The sequence below is a fragment of the Mycobacterium sp. E136 genome (assembly GCF_001666865.1).
Lineage (GTDB): Bacteria > Actinomycetota > Actinomycetes > Mycobacteriales > Mycobacteriaceae > Mycobacterium.
In genome coordinates this window covers 25,857-42,988 of sequence record NZ_LZJE01000397.1, presented here as the reverse complement: position 1 = coordinate 42,988, position 17,132 = coordinate 25,857, and the positions used below count along the sequence as shown (strand labels likewise).

The window sequence follows — 17,132 nt, the reverse complement described above, 5'->3', positions numbered from 1 at the left end:
TCGGCATGATGGCGTGCTTCGGCAGCGTCGCGCACGCGCCGCTGGCCGTGATGATCATGGTGGCGGAGATGACCGGCTCGTTCTCGGTGATCCCGTGCGCGATGGTCGCGGTCGGGATCGCCTACATGTTGGTGTCGCGCACCGACGTGTCGATCTACCAAGCGCAGCGGCTCGACAGGGACGCCGCCCGCGCCGAGCGCGACGCCACAGCGCGCCGGTCATCTCCGCCACCATGATCATCACGGCCAGCGGCGCGTGCGCGACGCTGCCGAAGCACGCCATCATGCCGACGACGACGAAGGTGGCGGGGCTGTCGGGGATTCCCGGCGCGCCGACGAGATCGCCGAGCCGCCACAGCGCGGCACCGAGGAACGCGCCGACCACCACGCCGGGCCCGAAGATGCCGCCGGACCCGCCGGTGCCGATGGACAGCGACGTCGCCACGATCTTGGCCAGCGGCAGGATCAGCACGATCCAGAGCGGTATCTCCATCAACGTCTCGGTCGCCGTGGCCTTCTGTGCCCAGCCGTAACCGCTGGCCAACACCTGCGGAATGAGCAATCCCAGCAACCCGACGGCCAAGCTGCCCAGTGCGGGCTTGAGCACCTTGTGGCCGGGCAGTCGCGCGGTCAGTGCGACGGTGCCGTAGAAGATGCGGGCGTAGAGGTATCCGATGCCGGCCGCGATGATGCCGAGCACGATGAACCAGCTCAGATCGAGCGGGCTGTGGAACCGGTAGTCGGCCGCGACGAATCCGAACAGCGGGTCGAAGCCGAGGATCGAACCCAGCACCGAGTAGGCGGTGGCCGAGGTGATGAAACCCGGTATCAGCGCCTGATAGTCGAAGTCCCGGCGGTACACGATCGACGCCGCCAGTACGGCACCGCCCAGCGGAGCGCCGAAGATGGCCCCGATGCCCGAGCCGATGCCCAGCGACACCGCGATCCGCCCGTCGTCGTCGGACAGGTTCAGCCACTTGGTCAACAGGGATCCGAAGCCCGCCGAGATCTGCGCCGCGGGCCCCTCGCGGCCACCGGACCCGCCCGATCCGATGGTCAAGGCGCTGGCGATGGTCTTGACGACGATCGCGCGCCCGCGGATGGCGCGGGGGTCGGTGTGCACGGCCTCGATCGCACTGTCGGTGCCGTGTCCTTCGGCCTCCGGCGCGAACTTCGCGACCAGCAACGCCGATACGAGCGCACCGCCGCCTGCCACCAGTGGGATGGCCCACGGACGCTCGAAGCCGGCCGAACCGGGGTCACCGCCGTCGCCGTCGGGTTTGGGGATGCGGTAACCGGCCAGATCACCGAGAAGGAAGTTGCCGGCGTAGTCGAGCGCCAGATAGAACACCACCGCGCCGAGGCCGGCGATGACGCCGATCGCGATGCCGAGAATCAGCCACTTACGGATGTAACCGGATCGACGGATGAAACCGCCGAGGCCGCCGCCGGTTTCACGGGTCTCGGCCATGGTCTCCAGATGCTAGCGCGAATCTACGCGGTATGCGGTCAGTCTCGCGATGAGCGCCGCGCTGCCGCCGGTTCCGACGGCTTGCGCCTCCGCGACGCCCGTCCTGCGACCAATTCGTAAAGCTGTACCGACATAACGGGATTCGGCCCCGCTGTGGAAGGGCCGCATGAAATTGACCCTCAGGGAAGACGTGCGAAGCGGTCGATCGGAACCGTCGGTGTTCAGCGCCGCGGAACCCACCAGCTCCAGTGCCATCGCGCTCACCCCGCCGTGCACGATGCCGATCTGGTTGTTCAGTACGGTGTCCTCGTCCTGCAACAGAACCTGTCCCGCACCGCCGCTCTCGGCGACCCGCACCGACATCCGTTTCGCAAGCGTTCCCGTCGGAAGCGGCCCCACCACGCCCTCGGGGAACGGCGGGATGTCGGGCGACGGGATGTAGAAGGAGCGCACGGTGGCGGTGGCCAGCACGGTGTCGCGGTGCGACAGTTCACACGTCGCCAACGCCACGTCGCTCTTGGCGCCGAACGGCCGCGCGACCGCGATCACCGGCACATCCGGTGCGCGCGCGATGATTTCGGCGGACGCCGGATCGGCCTCCAGGGACAACTCGCTGGACACCGTCCACTCGTCGTCGGCCCGGCGTCGATGGTTGACCAGACCGCACGCGTGGTCGACCAGCATCGCCATGGGCGCGATGGTGGGCGTTCCGGTCAGCGGGTTCACCATTCCGCCCACCGGAATCGATGCCACGCACCGTCCCGGTTCGTCTACGGACGTCACGATGCCGAACCGGCCCAACGGGGAGTTCAGTGGATGCGACATCGGGATACAGCGTGACCGACAGGCGGTGGCCATATACCCCTAGGGGGTATAATATGACCGCCATGACGCACGTCGAGCATGGCGCACACCCTCCGGACGCGACGGCCGGTCATTCCGGGCACGACCATCGCCAGGCGGGCGGCCATTCAGGTGGGCACGACCATTCCGGCCACGTGGCCGAGTTCCGCCGCCTGTTCTGGGGCATGCTCGTGCTGGCCGTCCCGACGGTCGCGCTTTCGGGGATGTTCGCGATGATCCTCGGCTACTCACTGCCCGACATCCCCGGCGTCGGATGGGTGTCGCCGGTGCTGGGCACCGTGATGTACGTGTGGGGTGGCCGGCCGTTCCTGACCGGGGCGGTCAGTGAAATCCGTTCCCGCGCACCGGGAATGATGCTGCTGATCGGTCTGGCGATCACGGTGGCCTACCTCGCGTCGTTGGGCGCCAGCCTCGGCGTTCTGCCCCACGGGCTCGACTTCTGGTGGGAACTGGCGCTGCTGATCGTGATCATGCTGCTGGGTCACTGGATCGAGATGCGCTCGCTGGCGCAGACCACGTCGGCACTCGACTCCCTGGCGGCGCTGCTGCCCGACGAGGCCGAACGCGTCGTCGACGGCGGCACCGAGACCGTCGCACCGGCCGAATTGCGCGTCGGCGACGTGGTGCTGGTGCGTCCCGGCGGCAACATCCCCGCCGACGGGCAGATCGTCGACGGCGCCGCTGACGTCGACGAGTCGATGGTCACCGGGGAATCGCGCCCGGTGCGCCGCGAGGTCGGCGACCACGTCGTCGCGGGCACAGTTGCCACCGACTCGGCGCTCCGGGTGGAGGTCACCGCGGTCGGTGACGATACGACGCTGGCCGGTATCCAGCGATTGGTGTCCGAGGCGCAGAACTCGTCGTCGCGGGCGCAGCGCCTCGCCGACAAGGCGGCCGGGTGGTTGTTCTGGTTCGCGCTGTCGGCGGCGATCGTCACGGCGGTGGTGTGGTCGTTCGTCGGCCTGCCCGCCGAGGCCGTCGTGCGGACCATCACCGTTCTGGTGATCGCCTGCCCGCACGCGTTGGGCCTGGCGATACCGCTGGTGGTGTCGATCGCCACCGAACGTGCCGCGCGCGTGGGCGTGCTGGTCAAGGACCGGTTGGCGCTGGAGAGCATGCGGACCGTCGACGCCGTGCTGTTCGACAAGACGGGCACCCTGACCAAGGGAGAGCCGACGGTCACGGCCGTCGCGACCGCGGGCGGCCGGTCCACCGAGGACGTGCTGACGTGGGCGGCGGCGGCCGAAGCCGACTCTGAGCATCCGCTCGCCCGCGCGATCGTCGCGGCTGCGGGCGCTCAGTCGCTGCGCCTGCCACCGGCTACGGACTTCAGCTCGTCGCCTGCCGTCGGGGTCAAGGCCACGGTCGACGGTCGCGTCGTGCAGGTCGGCGGGCCGCGGATGCTGGCGGCGGCGGGCCTGACCGACCTGCCCGAGACCGGTCAGTGGCGCGACGAGGGGGCGATCATCCTGCACGTCGCCGTCGACGGCGAGGCGGTGGGCGCGCTCAAGCTGGCCGACGAGGTGCGACCGGAGTCCCGGGAGGCGGTCGCGGCGCTGCGGGGACAGGGCGTCGAAGTGGTGATGATCACCGGCGATGCGGAGGCCGTAGCGCGGTCGGTCGCCGCCGACCTGGGAATCGAGCGGGTTTTCGCCGGGGTCCGGCCGGAGGACAAGGCGGCGAAGGTGGCCGAACTTCAGCGGGAGGGCCGCAAGGTCGCAATGGTGGGGGACGGCGTCAACGACGCCCCGGCGCTCGCTGCGGCCGATGTCGGCATCGCGATCGGCGCGGGCACCGACGTCGCGATCGCTTCGGCCGGGGTGATCCTGGCCGGCTCGGACCCGCGCTCGGTGTTGTCCGTGCTGCTGCTGTCGCGGGCGGCGTACCGCAAGATGAAGCAAAACCTTTGGTGGGCAGCGGGATACAACCTGGTGTCGGTGCCGCTCGCCGCGGGTGTGCTCGCCCCGGTCGGGTTCGTGATGCCGATGTCCGTCGGCGCGATCTTGATGTCGGCGTCGACGGTGGTGGTGGCGCTGAACGCCCAGTTGCTGCGGCGACTCGACCTGCGCCCCGAGGCCAGCCTGAAGGCGATTTCCTAAGAATCTGGCTAGGCTTTTCGCAAACTTCAGAATGCGGGCCTAAGCTGGCAACAGCGCAGTTAGGCGCACTTCAGCAAACGCCGTTCGGCGTCGGGAGGGAAGTGTGATGTATACCGCACCCCGCTGGAGGACCCGTGAATGCCTTGAAAAACCCAGGGCGACAGTGATTTCCGGTATCCGAAGGGGCGGTGGCCGGCGCGCCGACCACACCGTCCCGGCAGCCTAGTTAGGCTCTACTAAGTTGGCATGTCACCCCGTGTTTGTCATATCGTTTTCTCCACTCGAGGCAAGTGGAAAAAGGCCGGCGTTCGATGCTGCACGAAGGCACTCCATAGCCGGACCGGCGAGTTGCCGTTGTCTTCGGCTGTCAGGCAGAAGCTTCGTAAGACGTGCGGAAAAGGATAGGTGGGAATGACGCCCAGGAAGCAAGGGCTGTACAACCCCGCGTTCGAGCACGACGCGTGCGGCGTCGCGATGGTGGCCGATATGCACGGCCGGCGCAGTCGCGACATCGTCGACAAAGCGATAACCGCTCTGGTGAACCTGGAGCATCGCGGCGCGCAGGGTGCGGAACCGAACACCGGCGACGGTGCGGGCATCATGCTGCAGGTCCCCGACGATTTCCTGCGTGCGGTGGTCGAGTTCGACCTCCCGGAAGCCGGTAGCTACGCCACCGGTATCGCGTTCCTGCCGCAGTCGTCCAAGGACGCGGCGACCGCGTGCGAGGCCGTCGAGAAGATCGCCGAGGCCGAGGGCCTCGAGGTGCTCGGTTGGCGCGAGGTCCCGATCGACGATTCGGCGCTGGGCGCGTTGGCGCGCGACGCGATGCCGACGTTCCGGCAGGTGTTCCTCGGCGGCGCATCAGGCATGGACCTGGAGCGCCGCGCGTACGTGGTGCGCAAGCGCGCCGAACACGAATTGGGCACCAAGGGGCCGGGCCAGGATGGTCCGGGACGTGAAACCGTCTACTTCCCAAGCCTTTCCGGGCAGACCTTCGTCTACAAGGGCATGCTGACCACCCCGCAGCTCAAGGCGTTCTACCTCGACCTGCAGGACGACCGGCTGACCAGCGCGCTGGGCATCGTGCACTCGCGCTTCTCGACCAACACGTTCCCGTCGTGGCCGCTGGCCCACCCGTTCCGCCGCATCGCCCACAACGGCGAGATCAACACCGTCACCGGCAACGAGAACTGGATGCGCGCACGCGAGGCGCTCATCAAGACCGATGTGTTCGGCACGGACCAGGACCTCGACAAGATCACCCCGGTCTGTACCCCCGGGGCGTCGGACACCGCGCGGTTCGACGAGGTGCTCGAACTCCTGCACCTGGGCGGGCGCAGCCTGCCGCACGCGGTGCTGATGATGATCCCCGAGGCGTGGGAGCGCAACGAGTCGATGGACCCGGCGCGCAGGGCGTTCTACGAGTACCACGCCTCGCTGATGGAGCCGTGGGACGGCCCCGCGTCGATGACATTCACCGATGGCACCGTGATCGGCGCGGTGCTCGACCGCAACGGCCTTCGGCCGTCACGCATCTGGGTGACCAGGGACGGTCTGGTGGTCATGGCGTCGGAGGCCGGCGTGCTCGACCTCGACCCGTCGACCGTCGTCAAGAGGATGCGCCTGCAGCCGGGCCGCATGTTCCTGGTCGACACCTCCAAGGGCCGCATCGTCGAGGACGAGGAGATCAAGGCTGAACTCGCCGCCGAACAGCCCTACCGGGAGTGGCTCGACGCGGGCCTGTTCCACCTCGACGAGCTCCCGCCCGGCGACTACGTGCGCATGCCCCACCACCGGGTGGTGTTGCGCCAGCAGATCTTCGGCTTCACCTACGAGGAGCTCAACCTGCTGGTGGCGCCGATGGCGCGCACCGGCGCCGAACCGCTCGGTTCGATGGGCACCGACACCCCGATCGCGGTGCTCTCCCAGCGTCCCCGGATGCTCTACGACTACTTCCAGCAGCTGTTCGCCCAGGTGACGAACCCGCCGCTGGATGCCATCCGCGAAGAGGTGGTGACCAGCCTGCAGGGCACGGTCGGCCCCGAGGGCGACCTGCTCAATCCGAACGCCGAGTCGTGCCGTCAGATCGTGTTGCCGCAGCCGATCCTGCGCAACGCCGAACTGTCGAAGCTGATGTGCGTCGATCCCGACCACGAGATCCGCGGGCACAAGCACGGTATGCGCGCCGCGGTGATCCGCTGCCTGTACCCGGTCAACCGCGGTGGGCAGGGCCTGAAGGAAGCGCTCGACAACGTGCGCGCGAAGGTGTCCGAGGCGATCCGCGAGGGCGCGCGAATCATCGTGCTCTCCGACCGCGAATCCAACGAGCAGATGGCACCGATCCCGTCGCTGCTGTCGGTTTCGGCGGTGCACCACCATCTGGTCCGGGAACGCACCCGCACCAAGGTCGGGCTTGTCGTCGAGGCCGGGGACGCCCGCGAGGTGCACCACATGGCGTGCCTGGTCGGCTTCGGCGCGGCCGCGATCAACCCGTACATGGCGTTCGAGTCGATCGAGGACATGGTCGACCGCGGCGTGATCACCGGTATCTCCAGCGACCAGGCCAAGGCCAACTACGTCAAGGCCGCCGGCAAGGGCGTGCTGAAGGTGATGTCCAAGATGGGCATCTCGACGCTGGCGTCCTACACAGGCGCGCAGCTCTTCCAGGCCATCGGCATCAGCCAGAAGGTGCTCGACGAGTACTTCACCGGGTTGCGCTGTCCCGTAGGCGGCATCGAGCTCGAGGACATCGCCGACGATGTCGCGACCCGGCACTCGCTGGCCTACCTCGACCGCCCCGACGAGTGGGCGCACCGCGAGCTCGAGGTCGGGGGTGAATACCAGTGGCGCCGTGAGGGTGAGTACCACCTGTTCAACCCGGACACGGTGTTCAAGCTGCAGCACTCCACCCGCACGGGTCAGTACGACATCTTCAAGGAGTACACCAAGCTCGTCGACGACCAGAGCGAGCGGATGGCCTCGCTGCGCGGGCTTCTCAAGTTTCGCGAGGGGCTGCGCCCGCCGGTCCCGATCGAGGAGGTGGAGCCGGCGAGCGAGATCGTGAAGCGGTTCTCGACCGGTGCGATGAGCTACGGCTCGATCTCTGCCGAGGCGCACGAGACACTGGCCATCGCGATGAATCGCCTTGGTGGCCGGTCGAACTCGGGTGAGGGCGGCGAGGCGGTCCAACGCTTCGAGCGCGACGAGAACGGCGACTGGCGCCGCAGCGCGATCAAGCAGGTGGCCTCGGGCCGCTTCGGCGTGACCAGCCACTACCTGAGCAACTGCACCGACATCCAGATCAAGATGGCCCAGGGCGCGAAACCCGGTGAGGGCGGTCAGCTTCCGGGCGGCAAGGTGTACCCGTGGGTCGCCGAGGTGCGGCACTCGACGCCCGGCGTCGGCTTGATCTCCCCGCCGCCGCACCACGACATCTACTCGATCGAGGATCTCGCGCAGCTGATTCACGACCTGAAGAACGCCAACCCGCAGGCGCGCGTGCACGTCAAGCTCGTGTCCGAGAACGGGGTCGGAACGGTCGCCGCCGGGGTGTCGAAGGCACACGCCGACGTCGTGCTCATCTCCGGCCACGACGGCGGCACGGGCGCGACGCCCATGACGTCGATGAAGCACGCCGGCGCGCCGTGGGAGCTCGGCCTGGCCGAGACCCAGCAGACGTTGCTGCTCAACGGTCTTCGCGACCGCATCGTCGTTCAGGTCGACGGTCAGCTCAAGACCGGCCGCGACGTCGTGGTCGCCGCGCTGCTGGGTGCCGAGGAGTTCGGCTTCGCCACCGCGCCGTTGGTGGTCTCGGGCTGCATCATGATGCGCGTCTGCCATCTGGACACCTGCCCGGTCGGTGTGGCGACCCAGAACCCGGTGCTGCGCGAGCGGTTCACCGGTAAGCCCGAATTCGTCGAGAACTTCTTCATGTTCATCGCCGAAGAGGTTCGGGAGATGATGGCCCAGTTGGGCTTCCGCACGGTAAACGAGATGGTCGGCCAGGTCGGCGCGCTCGACACCACGAAGGCCGCCGAGCACTGGAAGGCCTACAAGCTCGATCTCGCACCCGTGCTGCACGAGCCCGAGTCGGCGTTCATGAACCAGGACCTGTACTGCAGTTCGCGTCAGGACCACGGCCTCGACAAGGCGCTCGACCAGCAGCTGATCGTGATGTGCCGCGAGGCGCTGGACTCCCAGACGCCGGTGCGGTTCTCCACCACGATCGCCAACGTCAACCGGACCGTCGGCACGATGCTCGGCCACGAGGTCACCAAGGCCTATGGTGGGCAAGGCCTTCCGGACGGGACCATCGACATCACCTTCGACGGCTCGGCGGGTAACAGCTTCGGGGCGTTCGTCCCGAAGGGTGTGACGCTGCGGGTCTACGGCGACGCCAACGACTATGTCGGCAAGGGCCTTTCGGGTGGACGAATCGTCGTGCGCCCGTCGGACGACGCGCCCGAAGACTACGTCGCCGAGAACAACATCATCGCCGGCAACGTGATCCTGTTCGGCGCGACCAGCGGCGAGGTGTTCATCCGCGGTCAGGTCGGCGAACGGTTCGCGGTGCGCAACTCCGGTGCGCACGCCGTCGTCGAAGGCGTGGGCGACCACGGCTGCGAATACATGACCGGCGGCAAAATCGCGATCCTCGGACCGACGGGGCGTAACTTCGCCGCGGGTATGTCGGGCGGCATCGCCTACGTCTACGACCCCGACGGCGCGCTGCCGGGCAACCTCAACGCCGAGATGGTGGAACTGGAGGGCCTCGACGAGGAGGACCTCGACTGGCTCGCGGGCATGATCCGGGCCCATGTCGACGCCACCGATTCGGCTGTCGGAGCACGGATCCTCAACGACTGGGACAACAACGTGAAGCACTTCACCAAGGTGATGCCCCGCGACTTCAAGCGGGTGCTCGAGGCGATCGCGGAAGCCGAACGGACCGGCGCGAACGTCGATGAGGCGATCATGGCGGCCGCCAGTGGCTGATCCCCGCGGTTTCCTCAAGTACACCCAGCGCGAGACGCCACAACGGCGACCCGTGCCGATTCGGCTGCGCGACTGGAAAGAGGTCTACGAGGACTTCTCTCACGACACCCTGCGCGAGCAGGCGACCCGCTGCATGGATTGCGGGATTCCGTTCTGCCACAACGGCTGTCCGCTGGGGAACCTGATCCCCGAGTGGAACGACCTGGTGCGCGGCGACCGCTGGCGCGACGCGATCGAGCGGCTGCACGCGACCAACAACTTCCCCGAGTTCACCGGCCGGCTGTGCCCGGCGCCGTGTGAGGGGTCGTGCGTACTCGGCATCAACCAGGATCCGGTCACGATCAAGCAGATCGAGGTCGAGATCATCGACAAGGCCTTCGACGAGGGTTGGGTCACGCCGCTGCCGCCAGAGGTCAAGACCGGCAAGAAGGTCGCCGTCGTCGGCTCCGGTCCCGCCGGTTTGGCCGCCGCTCAGCAGCTCACCCGCGCCGGGCACACCGTCACGCTGTTCGAGCGCGACGACCGCATCGGCGGCCTGCTGCGCTACGGCATCCCCGAATTCAAGATGGAGAAGCGCCACATCGACCGTCGCCTGGAGCAGATGGCGGCCGAGGGCACCGAGTTCCGCACCGGTGTCAACGTCGGCGTCGACATCACCGCGCAGGAGCTGCGCAAGGAGTTCGACGCGGTAGTTCTCGCAGGCGGCGCGACGGCGCGACGCGACCTGCCGATCCCGGGCCGCGAACTCGACGGCATCCACCAGGCGATGGAGTACCTGCCGTGGGCCAACCGGGTGCAGCTCGGCGACCCCGTCACCGACGAAAACGGTCTGCCGCCGATCCACGCCAAGGACAAGAAGGTCGTCATCATCGGCGGCGGCGACACCGGCGCCGACTGTCTGGGCACCGCACACCGCCAGGGCGCGGCCAGCGTGCACCAGTTCGAGATCATGCCGCGACCGCCGGAGACGCGTGCCGACTCGACGCCGTGGCCGGTCTACCCGTTGATGTTCCGGGTGTCCTCAGCGCATGAAGAGGGAGGCGAGCGCGTCTACTCGGTCAACACCGAGGAGTTCGTGGGCCAGGACGGGCACGTCACCGGCCTGCGCGGCCACGAGGTCGAGATGAAGGCCGGCAAGTTCGAGAAGATCGAGGGCACCGAGTTCGAGCTGCAGACCGATCTCGTGTTGCTCGCGATGGGTTTCACCGGGCCGGAGCGGGAAGGCCTGCTCACCGACCTCGGCGTCGACATCAACGAACGGGGCAACGTCAGCCGCGACGCGGACTTCGCGTCATCGGTGCCCGGAGTGTTCGTCGCAGGCGACATGGGGCGCGGGCAGTCGCTGATCGTGTGGGCCATCGCCGAGGGCCGCGCTGCCGCGGCCGGGGTCGATCGTTACCTGATGGGGCACTCCGCGCTTCCGGCGCCGATCAAGCCGACCGCCGTTCCGCAGCGCTGAGCGCTCGCGCGAAGAGCAGACTGCAGCGATGAGCGCTCGCGCGAAGAGCAGACTGCAGCGATGAGCGCTCGCGCGAAGAGCAGAAGGCAGCGCTGACAGCCGGCCGCGACACGCGGCGCAATGGACGGAATTCGCGCTGCGACGCGCGACAGTAATGGCGGTGATCGGCCGCTACCGAACTGTCCGCGCCGGGCTCGAGCTCAACCGGCGCAACTTCATCGCGGCTCTGTCGATCGCCACCGTCGGCGCCGTAGGACTGAGCCGTTGCACCACGGACGGCCAGCCGCAGGTGACCGGCGTGGCGGCCGAGACACCCGATCCCGTCGGCTTGTTGCCGCCGCCGCCGAAGTCGGCGCGGGTCGCGTTGCCCGGCGACGGGGTGCTGAGCATTTTGCCCGGCGACGGTGACCTCCTCGCGCTGACCGTCGACGACGGTGTGAGCAGTGACGTGGTGCGCGCTTACACACAGTTCGCCAAGGACACCGGGATACGGCTGACGTACTTCGTCAACGGCGTCTACCGCTCCTGGACCGACCATGCCGACCTGCTGCGGCCGCTGGTCGACGACGGCCAGATCCAGCTGGCCAACCACACCTGGTCGCACCCGGACCTCACCAAGCTGCCCCTGGCCGACGTGGCCGAGCAGTTGCGACGCAACCACGAATTCCTCTGGAAGACATACGGAGTCGACGCACGACCGTACTTCCGCCCGCCCTACGGCGCGACCAGCCCGCACGTCGACAAGGTGTCGAACGACCTCGGCTACACCGTCGAGACGTTGTGGTCGGGCACGCTGGAGGACCACGAGTGGATTCCACCGGCCGAGGTCGTGCGTATGGCCGACGAACACTTCACCCCGCAGAAGATCGTCATCGGCCACCTCAACCACCCACCGGTGACCGAGGTCTTCGGACAGTTGATCGACATTCTCGAGGCGCGCAGGCTGCGGACCGTGACGCTCGACGACGTGTTTATTCGCCCCCAGTCGTAGTCACATCTGTCACTCCAGCAACTCTAAAAACATCCGACTATTCATCGGCGCGCCTACCACAGTTTGCCCGGGGGTGGGGTTCTAATGACTTCATGAGGGCACTGAGGTAAGGTTAGCCCCCGGTCAGCTATCGGTTTCGACACAGGAGTCAGTTCCGTGTATGTCAACCCGCTATCCCGGTCTCGGGTGAGCCGAATCGCCTGGTCACTCCTACGTCATCCCCTGAAGAGCCGCGAATTTCCGGCCAAGGCCGAGCGCCTCATCACCGCCGACGAACTCCGCCTGTACGGCGTCTAGCGAACTGGACGGGGTGGATTTCCTCCCCCCGAGTCGCTCCCGATCGGCGTTTGCCAAATCGTTATATCTTCGTGATCGTCAGAAACGGCGGCTAACTTCGTAGACCTGAGCCCACGATCGCATCGGCTAGCGGTTCGAGCACCGCGGGATCGTGTGGCGGCGGCAGGTAGATGATGGCCAGATCCAGTCCCTCCTCCCCGAGGGCCGCGGCCTCCTCGACGGCTTTGGCGTAGTTGTGGTCAGGGTCCAGCCGGACGTGCGCCGACAGCATGATTTCCTTCGGGTCCCGCCCGATGTCGGCACAGTGGCCGGCCAGCACATCGCGTTTGCGGGCGAATTCCTCCGGCGTTCCACCGACGAAGTTCCAGTGCTGGGCGTACCTGGCGGTGATCCTCAGCGTGCGCTTCTCGCCACTGCCGCCGATGCAGATCGGCGGGTGCGGGCGCTGCGGACCCTTCGGCTCGTTGCGGGCGTCCTTGAGCTGGAAGAACTTGCCGTCGAACGACGTCGTCTCCTGGCTCAGCAGGCTCGTGATGATCTCGCACGCCTCCTCGAACCGGTCGAACCGTTCCCTGATCGAACCCAGCTCGATGCCATACGCCCCGGACTCCTCCTCGTTCCAGCCCGCGCCGATGCCGAGCTCCAGCCGGCCGTTGGACACGATGTCCAGTGCGGCGGCCATATTCGCGAGGACCGCGGGGTGTCGGTAGTGAATGCCGGTCACCAGCACGCCGACGCGCAAACGCTCGGTCGCCTGCGCGAGCGCGGTCAGCGTCACCCAACCCTCCAGGCACGGGCCGGTCGGGTCGGAGAAGATCGGATAGAAGTGGTCGAACGTCCAGCCGGATTCGAACACGTCGATCTGGTCGGCGGCCTTCCACAGCGCCAGCATGTCGGCCCAGGTCGTGTTCTGCGGGGACGTCTTGAAAGCGAATCTCACTGAATCGAGATTAGTCCGGTCCGGCTGGGAGCCGCCTGTCTACTCGGCCTCACCGAATTCATCGAACCAGTAGGCGAGCTTGCCGCGGCGGCTCACCGCGCGCAGCCGGCGCTCGGCGATCGCGCGCGTCTTGGTGGTGGTGACGATCAGAAGTTCGTCGCCGATCGAGATCCGGGTGTCGGGCTGCGGAACGAAGGTTCTGCCGTTGCGGATGATCAGCGTGATCACGCTCGGATCGGGCAGGCGCAATTCCAGCACGGTAACACCGTGCAACCGCGACGGCGCCTCCACCGTCATGGTCAGCAGTTCGGCGTCCAGCACATCGAGGGGAGCCGACTCGACGTGAATCTCGCGCGTCGCCTCCTTCGGGATCAATCCCAACCGGTGCGCGACGAAGCGCAGGCTCGGGCCCTGCACCAGCGTGAACACCACCACGAGGATGAACACGATGTTGAGCAGCCGGACACTGTCGGGCACACCACCGACGATCGGGAATGTCGCCAACACGATCGGAACGGCGCCGCGCAGACCGGCCCACGACACGAAAACCTGCTCGCGCCAGGGTATTCGGAACCAAACGAGGGACAAGAACACCGACAGCGGACGCGCAACGAGCAACAGCACCAGGCCCGTGACGATGCCGGGAACCACCTCGACGCCCAGATCGCTGGGATCGACGAGCAGACCGAGCAGGACAAACAGCCCGATCTGCGCCAGCCAACCGAGACCTTCGGCGAACGAGCGCGTGGCCGACCGGTGCGGTAGGCCGGTGTTGGCGAGCACCACCGCGGACAGATACGCGGCGAGGAATCCGCTGGCGTGCGCGCTGCCGGCGGCGGCGAACGCAACCATGCCGAGCCCGAAGGTGGCCAGGGGGTATAGGCCCGACGCCGGAAGCGCTATGCGACGCAGCGCGATCGAGCCCAGAAAGCCGACGCCCAGACCGATCGCCGCACCGACCACCAGCTCGTAGACCAGTTCGGTGACGGCGTGTACGGGCGAGAGTTCCAGCGGCGCCACGCTGAACATCAGGACGAGGATGACGGCCGGGGCGTCGTTGAAGCCGGATTCGGCTTCCAGCAGGCCGGCCACCCGGCGGGGCAGGGGCACCACGCGGAGCACCGAGAACACCGCGGCCGCATCGGTGACGGAGACGACTGCGCCGAGCAGCAGCGACAGCTGCCAGTCGATCCCGAGCAGCAGGTGCGCACCCGCGGCGGTGACGATCATGCTGACCGCGACCCCGAGCGTGGCGAGGGCGCCCGCGGGCGCGAGCACGCGTCGGATGTCGGAGAACCGGGTCGTCAGACCGCCCTCGACGAGGATCACGGCCAGCGCCACCGTGCCGAGGTGATCGGCGAGCAGGTAGTTGTCGAAACTCAGGCCGAGCCCGTCCTCGCCGACGATGACGCCGACCCCGAGGAAGAGCAGCAGGCTGGGCAGGCCGACGCGGCTGGCGGCCCTGGTGGCGACGATGCTTGCCAGCAGCACCACCCCAGCGAGCAGCAGCACGAGATACAGCTGCTGCAGGGTCATTTCCTCGCCGTTCGGGACCGGATGGGTGGTGTGAGGTGCAGTAAAACACCTACCACGGGTCTGGGCCCGTCAGTCTCACCCGGTAGCTGCGCGGAATGCCGCCGCGATGGGTCAGTATGGGTGCGTGATACGGCTCCCATGGCGGCACCCCGACGCGTTGCAGCGTGTCGAGGAGCGCCAGATGATGCGGGTCGGCATCGCCGGAGCCGGGGCCGTCGGCCGGTCGGTGGCACAGGAACTGATCGATTACGGCCACAAGGTTCTGTTGATCGAACACAGCGTGCGGCACTACGAACCGCAGTCGGTTCCCGACGCGGAATGGCTGCTCGCCGACGCGTGCGAACTCTCGGCGCTGGAGGAGTCCGGGCTGCAGACGTGTGACGTGGTGATCGCGGCCACCGGCGACGACAAGGTGAACCTGACGGCGTCGTTGTTGGCGAAGACGGAGTTCGGCGTCGGTCGCGTGGTGGCTCGGGTGAACGACCTCCGCAACGAGTGGCTGTTCACCGAGGCATGGGGTGTCGATGTGGCGGTCTCCGCGCCGAGCGCGCTGGTCGCGGCGATCGAGGGCGCCATCGACATCGGCCACGTGGTGCGGTTGATGCAGTTGCGCCATGGCCAGGTGAGCTTGGCCAAACTGACGCTGCCCGAGGGCGATCCACTGGTCGGCCAGCGCATGCGCGACCTGCCCCTACTGGAGAACACCGCGCTGGCGATCGTCATCCGCGACAGCGGGATCGTGTTGCCCAAGCCCGACGATGCGCTCGAAGCCGGTGACGAAATGCTGTTTCTCACCGGCGGCTCGACGTACGGTGAAGTCGCTGCGCTGGTACACGGGGCGATTAATCCAACGGCCGTCAAGGCGTCCGAGAGGTGACGTGCGTTCGAGCATGATCGATCGCCTCGTCGAGCGAGTCCATCAAGTGGTTCTCGTGGCGGAGTGAGTCGAAAACGCCGACATTGGAGAGCAGGGTCATGTGTTCGGGGCGGACACCCTTGATGATCACCGTGATGCCTCGGGTCTCCAGCTCAGTTGCGATCTGCGCCAAGGTGTTCGCGCCGGTCGCGTCGAGCATCCCCAGCTGGCTGAGCCGAATGATCACCACCGAGGTGCGCGGCTGTCCGGTATCGGTGATCTCGTTCGAGATGCGCTCGGCCACTCCGAAGAACATCGCTCCGTCCAGGCGCAGAAGGGCGATCTGCTCGTCGCCGGGCCGGCGGGGGCCTGGGAGCTCCTCTCGGGTGACGCTGCTACGACGAGCGACGCCGCGCAGCGCGAAGAACGCCGCAACCACGACCCCGATCTGTACGGCCTCGATGAGGTCGAAGCACACCGTGATGGTGGCGGTGAGCGCGAACGTCGCCGCGTCTGAGCGGGTCGAGCGCAGGATCTTACGCACGGTCGACACGGAAATCATCCGGAAGGACGTCACCATCAGCACGCCGGCCAAGGCGGACAACGGTATTGCGGACACGGGTCCGGTGGCCAGGTAGACGACCCCGAGCAGGACCAGCGAATGCACGATGGCCGCGACCCGGGTACGCGCGCCGGAGCGAACGTTGACCGCTGTACGGGCGATTGCGCCGGTCGCGGGCATGCCACCGAAGGCGCCCGACGCGACCGACGCCAGGCCTTGCCCTACGAGTTCGCGGTCGGGATCGTAGGGACCCGTCGGTGCCATGGTCGCGGCTACTCGCGCCGACAGTAAGGACTCGATGGCGGCCAGCGCCGCGATCGCCAGTGCGGCACCCACGAGGGTCCGCATCGCGCCTGGGTCCACTTGCGGCAGGACCGGCGCGGGAAGATGCGAGGGTAGCCCGCCGATGCTGGCAACCGGAATATCAAGGGTCACAACGGCTACCGTCACGACGATCACGGCCGTCAGCGACTCCGGAATGCTGCGGTGCAGGCGCGGCAGCGTCACCATGAGCACCGCGACAGCGGCCACCACGGCTAACGTCCGCGCGGCCGACGGCCAATCCGCTTGTCTGACAACGCTCCACGCGACGGACAGCGTGCGACCGCCGGCCGGGCTGCCTTGGCCGAATGCGGCGGGCACCTGCTGAAGGAAGATGATGGCGGCGATACCCAGGGTGAACCCCTCGATCACGGGCCAGGGGATGAATGTGACCGCGCGGCCAAGACCGGTTACGCCGGCGGCCAGGACGAGCAGCCCGGCCAGCACGGTCACCAGGGCGACGCTGCCCAGACCGTACTGAGCCACGATCGGGGCGAGCACGACGGCCATCGCCCCGGTAGGGCCGGACACCTGCACGTGCGATCCGCCGAAGACGGCGGCTACCAACCCGGCGACGACGGCGGTGATCAAGCCGGCCGCCGCACCGACGCCCGAGCTGATGCCGAAGGCCAGGGCCAGCGGTAAGGCGACGACGCCGACCGTGATTCCGGCAACGACGTCGCGCCGCCATGATCGGGGCAGTTCGGCGTAGTCGCCGCGGCTCGGGAGCAAGCGGGCGAGG

At 67.6% G+C, this 17,132-nt stretch carries 10 protein-coding genes and 1 pseudogene; 6 read left to right on the top strand and 5 right to left on the bottom strand.

What is annotated here, in order from left to right:
- Positions 1-5: 5 nt before the first annotated feature.
- A pseudogene (locus A5698_RS29925) lies at positions 6-74 on the top strand (hypothetical protein); the annotation flags it as partial.
- On the opposite strand, the gene A5698_RS27255 reads toward A5698_RS29925, so the two are convergent.
- On the bottom strand, positions 55-1,470 hold the full coding sequence (locus tag A5698_RS27255) for a chloride channel protein (RefSeq protein WP_084792649.1): 1,416 nt from the start codon (positions 1,468-1,470) through the stop codon (positions 55-57). The pseudogene A5698_RS29925 and the gene A5698_RS27255 sit on opposite strands and share 20 nt — an antisense overlap.
- A gap of 12 nt (positions 1,471-1,482) precedes the next feature.
- Complete coding sequence (locus A5698_RS27250; protein ID WP_068303524.1) at positions 1,483-2,295, bottom strand: PaaI family thioesterase; 813 nt, start codon at positions 2,293-2,295, stop codon at positions 1,483-1,485.
- A gap of 53 nt (positions 2,296-2,348) precedes the next feature.
- On the opposite strand from A5698_RS27250, the gene A5698_RS27245 reads away from it, so the two are divergent.
- From A5698_RS27245 to A5698_RS27230, 4 genes are all read left to right on the top strand, one after another.
- Positions 2,349-4,433: a heavy metal translocating P-type ATPase gene (locus tag A5698_RS27245; RefSeq protein WP_068303517.1), complete on the top strand. Its 2,085-nt coding sequence runs from the start codon at positions 2,349-2,351 to the stop codon at positions 4,431-4,433.
- Positions 4,434-4,844: 411 nt separating this feature from the next.
- Positions 4,845-9,428, top strand: coding sequence for a glutamate synthase large subunit (gene gltB / locus A5698_RS27240; RefSeq protein ID WP_068303515.1), 4,584 nt, complete (start codon positions 4,845-4,847; stop codon positions 9,426-9,428).
- The gene (locus A5698_RS27235; protein WP_068303513.1) at positions 9,421-10,887 is read left to right on the top strand and encodes a glutamate synthase subunit beta; all 1,467 of its coding nucleotides are present in this window, start codon (positions 9,421-9,423) and stop codon (positions 10,885-10,887) included. The genes gltB and A5698_RS27235 overlap by 8 nt, the downstream gene beginning before the upstream one ends.
- A gap of 154 nt (positions 10,888-11,041) precedes the next feature.
- A complete protein-coding gene (locus A5698_RS27230) occupies positions 11,042-11,878 on the top strand; it encodes a polysaccharide deacetylase family protein (protein WP_068303511.1) in 837 nt (278 codons plus the stop codon).
- Positions 11,879-12,266: 388 nt separating this feature from the next.
- Here A5698_RS27230 and A5698_RS27225 read toward each other — a convergent pair whose 3' ends face one another.
- Together A5698_RS27225 and A5698_RS27220 are read right to left on the bottom strand one after the other, a co-directional pair.
- Positions 12,267-13,115 (bottom strand): LLM class F420-dependent oxidoreductase, encoded by an 849-nt coding sequence (locus A5698_RS27225; RefSeq protein WP_068303505.1) that lies wholly within the window; start codon positions 13,113-13,115, stop codon positions 12,267-12,269.
- A 39-nt stretch (positions 13,116-13,154) separates the two neighbouring features.
- Positions 13,155-14,651, bottom strand: a complete 1,497-nt coding sequence (locus tag A5698_RS27220; RefSeq protein ID WP_068303502.1) for a potassium/proton antiporter — start codon at positions 14,649-14,651, stop codon at positions 13,155-13,157.
- Between the two features lie 184 nt (positions 14,652-14,835).
- On the opposite strand from A5698_RS27220, the gene A5698_RS27215 reads away from it, so the two are divergent.
- Positions 14,836-15,528 (top strand): potassium channel family protein, encoded by a 693-nt coding sequence (locus tag A5698_RS27215; RefSeq protein ID WP_068303535.1) that lies wholly within the window; start codon positions 14,836-14,838, stop codon positions 15,526-15,528.
- On the opposite strand, the gene A5698_RS27210 is transcribed toward A5698_RS27215, so the two are convergent.
- Complete coding sequence (locus A5698_RS27210; RefSeq protein ID WP_231967570.1) at positions 15,509-17,122, bottom strand: SulP family inorganic anion transporter; 1,614 nt, start codon at positions 17,120-17,122, stop codon at positions 15,509-15,511. The genes A5698_RS27215 and A5698_RS27210 overlap by 20 nt on opposite strands.
- Between the last annotated feature and the right edge of the window lie 10 nt (positions 17,123-17,132).

Bases quoted from the DNA above. Each gene is read 5' to 3' on its own strand.
- A5698_RS27255 (WP_084792649.1), bottom strand. From the start codon at position 1,470: ATGGCCGAGACCCGTGAAACCGGCGGCGGCCTCGGCGGTTTCATCCGT.
- A5698_RS27250 (WP_068303524.1), bottom strand. From the start codon at position 2,295: ATGTCGCATCCACTGAACTCCCCGTTGGGCCGGTTCGGCATCGTGACG.
- A5698_RS27245 (WP_068303517.1), top strand. From the start codon at position 2,349: ATGACCGCCATGACGCACGTCGAGCATGGCGCACACCCTCCGGACGCG.
- gltB (WP_068303515.1), top strand. From the start codon at position 4,845: ATGACGCCCAGGAAGCAAGGGCTGTACAACCCCGCGTTCGAGCACGAC.
- A5698_RS27230 (WP_068303511.1), top strand. From the start codon at position 11,042: ATGGCGGTGATCGGCCGCTACCGAACTGTCCGCGCCGGGCTCGAGCTC.
- A5698_RS27220 (WP_068303502.1), bottom strand. From the start codon at position 14,651: ATGACCCTGCAGCAGCTGTATCTCGTGCTGCTGCTCGCTGGGGTGGTG.
- A5698_RS27215 (WP_068303535.1), top strand. From the start codon at position 14,836: ATGCGGGTCGGCATCGCCGGAGCCGGGGCCGTCGGCCGGTCGGTGGCA.